The 12,981-nt window shown below is 40.6% G+C and carries 11 protein-coding genes and 1 pseudogene; all 12 read left to right on the top strand.

Features of this window, described 5'->3' with window-relative positions; translation table 11 throughout:
• Positions 1 to 2 precede the first annotated feature (2 nt).
• The 12 genes and pseudogenes from uvrA (at position 3) to G8O30_RS11160 (ending at position 12,981) form a co-directional block, all read left to right on the top strand.
• Positions 3 to 2,891, top strand: a complete 2,889-nt coding sequence (gene uvrA / locus G8O30_RS11215) for an excinuclease ABC subunit UvrA (protein WP_239672143.1) — start codon at positions 3 to 5, stop codon at positions 2,889 to 2,891.
• A 195-nt stretch (positions 2,892 to 3,086) separates the two neighbouring features.
• Positions 3,087 to 4,877: a M3 family oligoendopeptidase gene (locus G8O30_RS11210; protein ID WP_239672142.1), complete on the top strand. Its 1,791-nt coding sequence runs from the start codon at positions 3,087 to 3,089 to the stop codon at positions 4,875 to 4,877.
• 125 nt (positions 4,878 to 5,002) lie between these two features.
• Entirely contained in the window at positions 5,003 to 5,314 is a 312-nt protein-coding gene (locus G8O30_RS11205) for a magnetosome magnetite crystal formation protein family (protein WP_239672141.1), read from the top strand.
• A 36-nt stretch (positions 5,315 to 5,350) separates the two neighbouring features.
• Positions 5,351 to 6,457 carry a DUF4097 family beta strand repeat-containing protein gene (locus G8O30_RS11200; RefSeq protein ID WP_239672140.1) on the top strand — a complete coding sequence of 369 codons (1,107 nt, stop codon included), beginning with the start codon at positions 5,351 to 5,353 and terminating at the stop codon, positions 6,455 to 6,457.
• Positions 6,458 to 6,522: 65 nt separating this feature from the next.
• Positions 6,523 to 6,714: a PspC domain-containing protein gene (locus tag G8O30_RS11195; RefSeq protein WP_239672139.1), complete on the top strand. Its 192-nt coding sequence runs from the start codon at positions 6,523 to 6,525 to the stop codon at positions 6,712 to 6,714.
• 7 nt (positions 6,715 to 6,721) lie between these two features.
• On the top strand, positions 6,722 to 7,075 hold the full coding sequence (locus tag G8O30_RS11190; RefSeq protein WP_239672138.1) for a phage holin family protein: 354 nt from the start codon (positions 6,722 to 6,724) through the stop codon (positions 7,073 to 7,075).
• A gap of 350 nt (positions 7,076 to 7,425) precedes the next feature.
• Positions 7,426 to 8,361, top strand: a complete 936-nt coding sequence (hprK, locus tag G8O30_RS11185; protein WP_239672137.1) for an HPr(Ser) kinase/phosphatase — start codon at positions 7,426 to 7,428, stop codon at positions 8,359 to 8,361.
• Positions 8,362 to 8,376: 15 nt separating this feature from the next.
• Positions 8,377 to 9,188 (top strand): annotated as a pseudogene (lgt, locus tag G8O30_RS11180) (prolipoprotein diacylglyceryl transferase).
• Positions 9,189 to 9,201: 13 nt separating this feature from the next.
• Positions 9,202 to 10,143, top strand: coding sequence for a nucleoside recognition domain-containing protein (locus tag G8O30_RS11175; protein ID WP_239672136.1), 942 nt, complete (start codon positions 9,202 to 9,204; stop codon positions 10,141 to 10,143).
• Positions 10,144 to 10,167: 24 nt separating this feature from the next.
• Complete coding sequence (gene ppaX, locus G8O30_RS11170; RefSeq protein WP_239672135.1) at positions 10,168 to 10,833, top strand: pyrophosphatase PpaX; 666 nt, start codon at positions 10,168 to 10,170, stop codon at positions 10,831 to 10,833.
• Positions 10,820 to 11,356 carry an acyltransferase gene (locus G8O30_RS11165; RefSeq protein ID WP_239672134.1) on the top strand — a complete coding sequence of 179 codons (537 nt, stop codon included), beginning with the start codon at positions 10,820 to 10,822 and terminating at the stop codon, positions 11,354 to 11,356. Before ppaX ends, G8O30_RS11165 begins: the two co-directional genes overlap by 14 nt.
• Before the next feature lie 464 nt (positions 11,357 to 11,820).
• Positions 11,821 to 12,981: an ATP phosphoribosyltransferase regulatory subunit gene (locus tag G8O30_RS11160; protein WP_239674548.1), complete on the top strand. Its 1,161-nt coding sequence runs from the start codon at positions 11,821 to 11,823 to the stop codon at positions 12,979 to 12,981.

Here is a 12,981-nt window from a genome sequence, read left to right as displayed (position 1 = left end):
AGATGGCAAAAGACCGAATAGTTGTAAAGGGAGCAAGAGCACATAATTTAAAAAACATTGATGTGGAGATACCGCGTGACAAGCTAGTTGTCTTAACTGGCTTATCTGGTTCCGGTAAGTCTTCATTAGCGTTCGATACGATTTATGCAGAGGGACAACGTAGATATGTAGAGTCGTTGTCTGCTTATGCACGTCAGTTCTTAGGGCAAATGGATAAACCAGATGTAGACGCAATTGATGGATTGTCTCCTGCAATCTCAATAGATCAAAAAACAACCAGTCGTAATCCACGTTCTACTGTTGGTACAGTAACAGAGATTTATGATTACTTACGTCTTTTGTTTGCTCGAGTAGGGAAACCGATATGCCCTAATCATGGGATTGAAATCGTCTCTCAAACAATTGAACAAATGGTAGATCGTATTATGTCTTATCCAGAACGTACGAAGATACAAGTGCTGGCACCAATTGTGTCTGGTAGAAAAGGAACACACGTCAAAATACTAGAAGATATGAAAAAACAAGGATACGTTCGTTTGCGTGTAAACGGTGAAGTATTCGACGTAAGTGACGAAATTACTCTAGACAAAAATAAAAAACACTCGATTGAAGTAATTGTGGACAGAATTGTTGTGAAAGAAGGTTCCGAACCACGTTTAGCTGATTCACTTGAAGCAGCACTTCGTCTTGCGGATGGACGTGTGGTTATTGATGTCATGGGAGAAGAAGAACTTCTATTTAGTGAACATCATGCTTGTCCACATTGCGGTTTTTCCATTGGAGAATTAGAGCCTAGGATGTTTTCTTTCAACAGTCCGTTTGGAGCATGTCCAACATGTGATGGACTAGGAACAAAATTAAAAGTAGATAAAGAACTTGTTATTCCTGACCATTCTGTTTCTTTACGAGATGGGGCAATTGTCGCTTGGCAACCAACTAGCTCGCAGTACTATCCACAACTGTTGGAATCTGTATGTAACCATTATGGGATTGATATGGATGTACCCGTGGAGAACCTTCCTAAACCACAACTTGATAAGATTTTAAAAGGTTCTGGTAGTGATAAAATCTATTTCCGATACGAGAATGAATTTGGACAAGTACGTGAAAATATGATCGAATTCGAAGGAGTTTTACGTAATATTGAGAGAAGATATCGTGAGACAAGTTCGGATTATATTCGTGAGCAAATGGAACAGTACATGGCTGTTCAACACTGTGCTTCTTGTGGTGGATACCGTTTAAAACCAGAATCATTAGCTGTTAAGATAAACGGTGTTCACGTTGGTGAAGTAACGGAAAAGTCCATTCAAGACGCGATGACTTATTTTACTAGCTTAGAATTATCGCCAAAGGATCGCCAAATTGCAAATCTTATTCTCCGTGAAATTGATGAAAGACTAGGATTCTTAATTAACGTAGGTTTGGATTACTTAACACTGTCTCGCTCAGCGGGTACTTTATCTGGTGGAGAAGCGCAGCGTATTCGACTTGCTACCCAAATCGGTTCAAGACTGACAGGCGTTTTATACATTTTAGATGAGCCTTCTATCGGTCTTCATCAAAGAGATAATGACCGTTTAATTGGTACTTTGCAAAGTATGCGTGACATTGGTAATACGCTTATTGTTGTGGAGCACGATGAAGATACAATGATGGCAGCAGATTATCTAATTGATATTGGCCCTGGAGCAGGTGTCCACGGTGGACAAATTATTTCTCAAGGTACTCCTGGAGAAGTAATGGATGATCCAAAATCTTTAACTGGCCAGTATTTATCAGGTAGAAAATTTATTCCTTTCCCAATGGAAAGAAGAAAGTCTGATGGTCGTAAGCTGCAAATTAAAGGTGCTAAAGAAAACAACTTAAAAAATGTCAGTGTTGATGTACCGCTTGGACAGTTTATTGCTGTTACTGGGGTGTCAGGATCCGGGAAAAGTACATTAATTAATGAGATTCTTCATAAATCTTTAGCTCAAAAGCTGCATAAAGCAAAAGCTAAACCAGGAGAACATAAAGAGATTACGGGAATTGATCAGTTAGATAAAGTAATCGATATTGATCAATCACCAATTGGAAGAACGCCTCGATCCAATCCGGCGACGTATACAGGAGTGTTTGATGATATTCGCGACGTTTTTGCGACAACGAACGAAGCGAAAGTGCGTGGTTATAAAAAAGGACGGTTTAGCTTCAACGTAAAAGGTGGACGATGTGAAGCTTGTCGCGGGGATGGAATTATCAAAATCGAGATGCACTTCTTGCCAGATGTGTACGTACCATGTGAAGTTTGTCATGGAAAACGTTATAACAGAGAAACATTAGAAGTGAAGTATAAAGGAAGTAATATTTCTGACGTGCTAGAAATGACAGTCGAGGATGCGACGAAGTTCTTTGAAAACATTCCTAAAATCCATCGTAAGTTACAAACTATTTTGGATGTCGGACTCGGATATGTGAAATTGGGACAACCAGCAACGACGCTGTCAGGAGGAGAAGCCCAACGTGTGAAATTAGCTTCTGAGCTACACCGCCGTTCAACCGGTCGATCTTTCTACATTTTGGACGAGCCAACAACTGGTTTGCATGTTGATGATATTTCTAGACTATTGATCGTGTTGCAACGTTTGGTTGAAAATGGTGATACGGTGTTGGTAATTGAACATAATCTGGATGTTATTAAAGCAGCAGATCATTTGATTGATCTTGGACCTGAAGGTGGAGATAAAGGTGGGACAATCATTGCCACAGGTACACCAGAAGAAGTAGCGGATCACCCTGATTCTCATACAGGTCGTTATTTAAAACCGATTCTTGAAAGAGACCGAATTCGTATGGCTGATCGTGTAGCGGAACTAGAAGATGCTAATGCGTATTCTACATCTAAATAGAAAGTTAAAGGATAAGCTGATAATCGTTTGTTGAAACGGTTGTCAGCTTTTTTATGTGACCTGTACATAGGAGAAAGTCCTTGAAATTCAATTTTATTTAACTTTTATTACGATAATCGAAACTTTTTTATCGTAATTTTCTGTATTTCGTGTACAATAGTATTGTCAGAATAATCTATTTAAGGGGGAATTCTCATGACGACGGCATATGCTGAAAAATGGGATTTAGAATCTTTATTTGCAGGTGGAAGTGAATCAAAAGAACTTCGTACACATTTAGACCAGACGAAAAAATATATTGATGCATTTGAAGAACGAGTTGCAAACTTTACAACACCAACTTCCTCTGAAGAATCATCATTAATAGCAAGTTTAATAGAAGATGCAAAAGTAATTATGCAGTTTTTAACTCAAGGTGGAGCATACATAGGTTGTTTGCAAGCACAAGATATGAAAGACCGAAAAGCAGATGCGCTGCAAAGTGAGGTAACAGGGTATCGTGCAAGTTACTCTACTACATTTACTACGTTCCAACAAACGTTGGCGGCTGCGGAAGATGAAGTATTTGCAGCGTTGCTAGAGACAGAAGATTTATCACTCTGGAACTTCATTTTGTCTGAGTGGCGTACGCAAGCGAAAGAGAAATTAAGTGGACCAGAAGAAGCGATGGTAAATGCACTAGCGATTGATGGATATCACGGCTGGGGAGAAATGTATGACACGTTAATCGGTATGCTGTCATTAACGGTGAACGTGGATGGCGAAACAAAAGAGTTATCTGTTGGGCAAGCCAATAACTTACTTTCTCATCCTTCTCCTAAAGTTCGTAAAGAGGTATTTGAAAAGCTTGAGCAGCTATGGGCTGATAACGAAGAGCTTTTCGCTCGTACGTTAAATCATCTAGGTGGTTTCCGTTTACGCCTTTATGAAAAACGTGGCTGGACAGAAATCTTAAAAGAACCTTTAGCATACAATCGCATGACAGAAGATACGTTAAATGCGATGTGGGGAGCAATTGAAAAGCAAAAAGACGCGTTTGTTTCCTATTTAAATAGAAAAGCAGAAATGCTTGGTGAAACTAAAATGGACTGGTACAACCTAGATGCACCAGTGAGCGAGTCAACAAAAACGCTTTCTTATCAAGAAGGTGCAGACTTTATCCTAAAGCACTTTGCAAAATTTGGTCCAGAAATGGCTTCGTTCTCTAAAACAGCTTTTGAAAAGTCTTGGATTGAAGCAGAAGATCGCCCTGGTAAACGTCCAGGTGGATTCTGTACTGGTTTCCCACTAAGCGAAGAGTCTCGTATTTTCATGACGTACTCTGGATCTATGAGCAACGTTGCAACGCTTGCACATGAGCTAGGTCATGCATTCCACTCCTATGCACTTCGTACGGTTCACCCGTTAAACCGTCGTTATGCGATGAACGTGGCAGAGACAGCTAGTACGTTTGCAGAGATGATTGTAGCAGATGCAGCGGTGAAAGAGGCAACTACAAAGGATGAAAAGATTGCTTTATTAGAAGATAAATTACAACGTAGCGTAGCATTCTTCATGAACATTCACGCTCGATTCTTATTTGAAAAGAGATTCTATGCAGAGCGTTCTAAAGGGTATGTTTCTGCCCAACGCTTGAATGAATTAATGGAAGAAGCGCAACGTGAAGGCTATGCTGGTGCTCTCGAAACAACGCATCCACATTTCTGGTCTTCTAAGCTTCATTTCTATATCACAGGTGTACCGTTCTACAACTTCCCGTACACGTTTGGATACCTGTTCTCTTTAAGCATCTATGCAAAAGCGTTAGAGGCTGGTGGAAATTACGAAGAGTCTTACATGGCATTACTTCGTGATACAGCGGTAATGAATGTAGAAGACTTAGCGATGAAACATCTTGGTGAAGACGTGACATCTGAAGACTTCTGGTCTAAAGGAGTAGCGCTTTGCGTGCAAGATGTGGAGGAATTCTTAGAGTTAACGAAATAAATTATCAGACTCTGACCGTTTTACCACGGTTGGAGTTTTTTTATCTAATTATGAAACCTTCCCCGCCAAAACTCGTATAGATTACAGAACAACACCATAGTATAGTTTTGGAAGAGGTGAAGAGGTTGAATTTAGAGAAGATCATCGCGGCATTGTGTTATTTTAGCTTTTTCTTCTTGGGGCTAATCTTCCCATTAATTGTTTGGCTAGTTTCAGCGGATGAATGGCTAAAAGGACATGCAAAAGCAGCCTTCATTTCACACATAATCCCAATGTTAGTCGTGCCTCTAGTGTTATTTGCATTTGTATTTGACGTATTTGCAATATCTACTGGAACTGTTCCGTTTTTCGTCTTATTTGTGATTGTTTTAGGAGGAATTCTAAGCTTCTTTATCATGATTTGGAATGTATATAAAGGAATCAAAGTATTACTATAAAGAGGTCATTTTATTATATAGACAGGGGTGCTAAATATGGGTAACGAACGTCAACGAATTTTAGAATTAGTGCAAAAAGGAACAATCTCTGTTCAAGAAGGTCTTAATTTGTTGGAAAAGTTAGAGCAAACACCTGAAAATGACGAGAGGGTTCCTGCTCTTGTTTCAACTGGTGAGGAAGCGTCTGAAGACTCCACTACAGCAGAAGAGAAGAATTTTCGCAAAGCAAATGGACCACTTGAGCAAGCTCGCTCTAAGGTATTAGACTTTGTAAACACGGCAGTTAAAAAGGTGAAAGATTTAGATTTATCCTTCCAACAATCTGTGGAATTACTTCATGTGTTTGAAGAAGCTTCTCCGACGATTGAGTCCATTGACTTAGATGTGGCGAACGGTAAAGTGGAGTTAAAGAAGTGGGACCAACCTGGAGTTAGAATTGAATGTCACGTGAAGGTATATCGCACAGAGGATGAAGCGCAAGCGGAAGAAACGTTCCGAAGACATGCAAAATTCTCCGTAGAAAAAGAACGCCTAACTTTCCATACGCAATTTAAATGGATGAAAGTCGATACGGTAGTTTACGTTCCAGCTCAACGCTATGAGGATATTTCTGTTCGCTTATTTAATGGCGGGTTCCAGGCTACACACTTTACTGCTGATAGTTTCTCCGCAAAAACAGGGAATGGCTTGATTACACTATCCAACATTCAAGCGAATGAGTTAGAGGCGGAGACTGGTAACGGACGTATTAAGCTAGTTTCTAGTAAAGTGACCGACTTACAGTTAGAGACGATTAATGGAAAAGTGGAAGCGGAAGGCGAATTTGCTAGTGCGGCGCTTCAATCTGTGAATGGGAATGTAACAGCATTCTTAAAGTCAACACCTGATACACTGAAGGTAAAAGCTGTGACAGGTTCCATTGAAGTTTTCCTTCCAGAAACAGCTGCAATTAATGGAGAGTTAAAATCCAATGTTGGAAGTTTTAAAGTGGACGTAGAGGGTATTGAAGTAATAGAAGAGCAAAATGATGTGGTCCAAAAGAAGATGACGTTCAAGAAGTCTTTGGAGGGTGTGAATCCAGTACATTTATACGGAAGTACGAATACTGGATCTGTTCAGATTAAGACAGTTCCTCATCTTTGATCTTGAATGGATGAAAAGGTGGACAAATGACGACAATACAACATATAAGAGAAAGGAGCTTGAACATGAAATCTATCACTAGATCAAAAACAAATCGCAAAGTCGCTGGAGTTATCGGAGGGCTTGCGAATTATACCAAAATGGATTCCACCATCTTACGTGTATTGTTTATTATATTATTGTTTGTGACGGGCTTCTTTCCATTGTTGATTGCATACGGCTTATTGGTCTTTGTCCTGCCAAACGAGGGGGAATAACTAAACAATGAAATGGATTGTCGGAATTCTCTTTAACGCTGCCATCTTTTTGGGATTGGCAGGTTTTTTTGAAGGTGTGTTTATATCTAGTGTGACAGCAGCGGTTCTGGCTAGCGTGGTTTTATCGATAGTTAATGTAGTAGTGAGGCCGCTACTAATTATCTTTACCTTACCAATTACGTTGATAACGCTAGGGTTTTTCTTATTAGTCATTAACACATTCTCCATCATGATAACGGATTGGCTTATGGGGGATGCCTTTAATGTAGATGGATTTTGGTTATCGTTTTTAATCGCCATTATTTTATCATTAATGAACACATTGTTTCAGCAGATGGTATATGATCGCCGCAAGTCATAATTTTGTATGTATGTGCCCGCCCTTAGTGGTGGGCTTTTTGCTATTTAGTGACTGCAGGATTTTTGGCTCATTTAGGCAGGGAAGGACCAGGTCGCCGGGAAAGCTAGCTTTCCCTAAAGACCTGGTCCTTCCCTGCCTACCTTTCAGCATAGCTGAAAGGCGTGTGAAGCATAGCTTCACACGAATGAGCCAAAAATCAATTCTGGGTTTAGTAAATACCCTTTCACCAATGCTTCACACGAATGAGTCAAAAATCAACTCTGGAATTTAGCAAATACTCTTTTTTAGTGCTACAATAAGATGGAAAAAACTACGTAAAGTACGTTTACATATAGGCAGGAGGAGCTTAAATGGTAAAGGCACGCACACAAGACATAATTGATAAGTTTGGACTTGAGCTTTTAAGTGGCGAAGAAGGGGTTCATCGTCCGATTACGACCGCAGATATTTCTCGTCCTGGGCTTGAAATGGCAGGATTCTTTAACTATTATCCAGCCGATCGTATTCAGCTTTTAGGGAAAACAGAGTTAAGCTTTTTTGAGCGACTAGACACAGAGCAACGCGCTTCTCGTATGCAGCAGCTTTGTACAGATGTTACACCTGGGATTATTATTTCACGTGGGATGGAAGTACCGAAAGAGTTGCTAGCGGCAGCGGAAGCAGCATCTGTTCCAGTTATGGTATCTCCGATGAAGACAACGCGTTTTTCCAGTAGATTAACGAACTATTTAGAGAGTAAATTAGCTCCAACTACAGCAATTCACGGAGTATTAGTGGATATTTATGGTGTAGGGGTTCTGATTATGGGTAAGAGTGGTGTCGGTAAAAGTGAGACAGCACTTGAGTTAGTGAAACGCGGTCACCGTCTAGTTGCCGACGATTGCGTGGAAATCCGACAAGAAGACGAAGATACGCTTATTGGATCTTCTCCTGAGTTAATTGAGCATCTATTGGAGATTCGCGGATTAGGGATTATTAACGTTATGACACTATTCGGTGCTGGAGCAGTTCGAAGCCACAAGCGTGTTACATTGGTTATTAACTTAGAGCTATGGGATCAAAACAAGCATTATGATCGTCTTGGTTTAGAAGAGGAGAAAATGCGTATTATTGATACGGATGTGACAAGAATTACACTACCAGTTCGACCTGGTCGAAATTTAGCAGTCATTATTGAAGTTGCTGCGATGAACTTCCGTTTAAAACGAATGGGTGTTAACGCTGCAGAACAATTTACTGCGAAATTAGCAGATGTAATTGAAGATGGAGAAGTAGAGGACCTATAAGACAGGAGGAGAAACATGGAATCCGCAATTCAACCAATTGATCGCGTTGCGTTTTATTTAGGACCACAGCCAGTATATTGGTATGGTGTTATTATTGGTCTAGGTATCGTATTAGGCTTTCTACTTGCTACACGTGAGTGTAAGCGACGTGGGGTCGACCCTGATACGTTTGCTGACTTATTGATTTTTGCTATTCCAATTGCCATTATTTCCGCACGAATCTACTATGTGACGTTTGAATGGGATTCTTATAAAGATAACTTAGCAGATGTCTTTAAGATTTGGGAAGGCGGCATTGCCATCCATGGAGGTCTCATTGGCGCAGTGGTGACAGCCATTGTGTTTACTCGTATCAAAGGGATATCTTTTTGGAAAATTGCAGACATTGCAGCACCAAGTATCATCTTAGGTCAAGCGATTGGTCGTTGGGGAACTTTATTAACCAAGAAGCACATGGTGGAGAAGTTACTCGATCGTTTTTAGAAGGGTTATTTTTACCTGATTGGATAATTAACCAAATGTACATTAATGGTACATATTATCACCCGACTTTCCTTTATGAATCACTTTGGAACTTCGCAGGTTTGGCACTATTACTATACCTACGCAGAGTAAACTTACGTCGCGGTGAGTTGTTCTTATCTTATGTGATTTGGTACTCCATCGGTCGCTTCTTTATTGAGGGTATGCGAACAGACAGTTTGCTAATCATGGATTTCTTGCGTACAGCTCAGTTAATCAGTGTACTTCTTGTAGCTGGTGCAATAGCAATCGGTTTATACCGACGCAAAACGGGTGTGGCAAAAGAAAGATACTTAGACGCATAGGGGGCAGACCGCAATGGTTGATTCCTTAAAAAGAGGATTACAAACAGGATTAAAAACGACTTGGATGCTCAGTAAAGTAATCTTTCCGATCACGTTAATTGTTACAGTCTTACAATTTACACCAGTGTTAGGCTGGATGACAAAACTTATAGAACCAGTTATGGGCTTATTCGGACTTTCCGGTGATGCAGCTATTCCTTTAGTATTAGGAAGCTTCTTAAACCTTTATGCTGGGATAGCTGGAATACTTTCAGTAGATTTAACGGTAAAAGAAGTCTTTACTTTAGCAGTTATGCTTTCTTTTGCTCATAATCTACTAATTGAATCAGGTGTCGCTGCTAGAGTAGGGATAAAAGTATGGCAGATCATTGCTGTGAGACTTGGACTTTCGTTCTTTTCTGCTATTGCCATTAATTTATTCTGGAAAGGTGGACAGGAAAAAGCGGTATACGGCTTCGCTCCACCAACACCGGCTCAACCAGATGGCTGGATGGAAATCATTTTCATCGCTTTGCAAAAAGCGAGTTTCGGTGTCCTCCAAATGGCATTGATTATTATCCCTTTAATGGCACTCATTCAAATAATGAAGGACCGAAACTGGTTAACTAAGTTCTCGAAGTGGATGGCTCCGTTTACACGATTCTTAGGAATGAAAGATAATACCTCGTTTACTTTAGCAGCTGGCTTACTCTTTGGATTAGCGTACGGCGCAGGAGTCATGATTCAAGCGGTTGAAGAAGATGGAGTATCCAGAAAAGACGTCACACTTGCTTTCATTTTCTTAGTTGCTTGTCACGCGGTAGTAGAAGATACGCTTGTTTTTGTACCTTTAGGAATACCGGTATTACCGTTACTTCTTGCCAGAGTTGGTTTTGCAGTAGGACTGACGTGGTTAGTAGCTCGAATTTGGACACACTATGAACAAAGAGGATTAAAAGAAAAAGAAGTCGCATAGTAAGACGAATGGAAGGTGAACAACATGGCAACTAAACCTATTACAACCGTTCTTTTTGATTTAGATGGAACGTTGATCAATACGAATGAATTAATCATCTCATCCTTTTTACACACGTTAAATTTTGATGAGCCTAATCGATACACAAGAGAAGACGTATTACCGTTTATGGGACCACCTCTGGAAGATTCCTTTATGCAAGTAGCGCCTGATCGTGTGCAAGAATTGGTGGACCGTTACCGAGCGTTTAACTTAGAAAAGCATGATGAGTTGGTTACTGCTTTTGAAGGAGTAGAAGAAGCAGTACAGCAACTTCATCAGAATGGCTATAAATTAGCAATCGTTTCTACGAAGATTGGTAACGTAGTATTAAAAGGGTTAAAGCTAATGAATTTGGATTCTTATTTTGACGTAGTAATATCGTTAGATGAAGTAACACATGCCAAGCCTCATCCTGAACCATTATTAAAGGCTTTGGAACAACTAGGATCTACACCAGAAGAAGCCATTATGGTTGGCGATAACCATCATGACATTGAAGGTGGACAAAATGCTGGTACGTTAACAGCAGGTGTTTCCTGGTCTGCAAAGGGACGAGACTATTTGGAAAAGTTCAACCCAACTGTCATTTTAGATGATATGCGAGACCTAATCGCCTTCATCGAAACGTACAACCGTGAGAAAAACTAAACGGTATCCAGTCGAAGGGGCAAACTCCCTTCGACATGTTTATAAAACAGTCCCTTTTTGGAAAGTAGTAAAGAACTTTGTAGTGATTCAACTTGCCAGGTATACACCTTTCTTGTCGTTGAAAAATTGGCTGTATCGCAAGTTGCTCGGAATGAAAGTAGGTTCGAAAACTTCCTTTGCGTTAATGGTGATGCTTGACGTCATGTTTCCGGAAAAGATATCTGTAGGGCGAAACACCGTCATTGGCTACAATACGACAATCCTTGCTCATGAGTATTTGATTAAAGAGTATCGCCTAGGCGAAGTGAAAATCGGTAGCGAAGTAATGATTGGAGCGAACTGCACTATTTTACCTGGCGTGGAAATTGGTGACGGTGCAATTGTATCAGCAGGCACGTTAGTACATAAAGATGTCGCACCAGGATCGTTCGTCGGAGGAAATCCCATGCGTGTCATCTACAATGCAGATGAGTTAAAAGATCGCTGGAAAGACGATGAAATATACGGAGTTAGGAAATCATAACCACAGATGAACGTCTGTGGTTTTTTCTATACCATTACATACAAAATTCAAACACTCTTTAGTTGACTACCAAACGAAAGACCGTTAAACTAGTGATAACTTCATTTTGGTAGCATGGTAGCGAACTAAAGTATTTTGGTTTGGCAAGTGCTCAAGAGTAATTGTTTCGGTGGCAGAGCACACGTTAAACGAATAACGTGCGTTCAAGAGTTGGAAGTAGGAGTCCAGAGCACACGTTAAACGAATAACGTGCGTTCAAGAGGTGGAAGTCCGGGTCCAGAGCACACGATAAAGGAATAACGTGCGTTCAAGAGGTGGAAGCCGAAGTGCAGAGCACACGTTAAACATATATCACATCCCAAAACTCAAAACGCCAAGCTACACAACACATAAAAGTATAATTAAGGACTAACAAAATACATCAACACAAAATCAGGAAGGTGATTCAAGTGAAAAAGTGGTTTATGTTTGAAAAGCCCATTGGGATGCGCGATACTTTCCCGAATTTATATAAGCAGAAAGAAACTCTACGCAATACGTTTACCTCCATCGTTTCCAAGTGGGGGTACGACTTCTTAGAAACTCCCGCACTAGAATTATATGAAACAGTAGGGAGTGTTTCGTCGATTGACGATCACCAACTTTTCAAACTGTTAGACAATCAAGGGAATGCACTCGTCCTTAGACCTGATATGACCACGCCTATTGCCAGAGTTGCAGCGTCTAAATTACTACAAAACAGTATCCCAATCAGATTGGCATATTCCGGAAGTGTGTTTAGAGCGCAGCAGCGCGAAGGTGGAAAGCCAGCCGAATTTGGTCAAATGGGTGCAGAGCTAATCGGAGACAGCACGGTGCAAGGGGATGCAGAGACGATTGCTTTAACCGTATTCGCACTTAGAGAACTTGGAATTAAATCGTTCCAGTTATCCATCGGACACGTTGGATTCGTGGAAGATTTTTTCAAACAGATCTTAGGAAACGAAGAGCGTGCAGAGCCTCTTCGCCGTTATTTATATGAACGAAACTTTGTAGGGTTCAGACAGTATGTAAAGTCTCTTTCTCTTTCTTCGATTGATAAGGAGAGACTGCTGAAGTTTTTGCAGGCGCGTGGTAATGAAAAAGGTTTTTCTATCGCGAAACAGATCGTGGAGAACGGTGCTGGAGAACAAGCAATTGAAGAGCTTTCCGAGTTGTACGATGCCCTTAAGGTGTATGGAATTGAAGATGTTGTGAAATTAGATTTAACACTTATCTCACACATGGATTATTACACTGGTATCCATTTCGAAGCGTATACAGAAGGTGTTGCGTACCCAATCGGAAGCGGTGGACGTTACAATCAATTATTAGCTGCTTTTGGCCAGAATATCGGAGCAACTGGATTTGGGTTACGTATGGATTACTGCTTAGAAGCTTTGGGTGAAAGTACAGTTTCAAACGATCAAACAGCCATTATCTATTCACAGGATTATGCAAAAGAAGCGTGGACGAAAGCAGAAGCACTTCGCGCAGAAGGCAAACGAGTAGTCATGCAACCAGTACAAGGAATACAAGATATGGATGCATTTGTTCGAGACATGAATGATGTCGTATTCCTTTTAGGACAGGGGGAGAGATCATGA

The organism is Mangrovibacillus cuniculi, from assembly GCF_015482585.1.
GTDB lineage: Bacteria > Bacillota > Bacilli > Bacillales > R1DC41 > Mangrovibacillus > Mangrovibacillus cuniculi.
The sequence above is the reverse complement of the archived record's forward strand: the minus strand, read 5'-3'. Positions and strand labels throughout refer to the sequence as shown.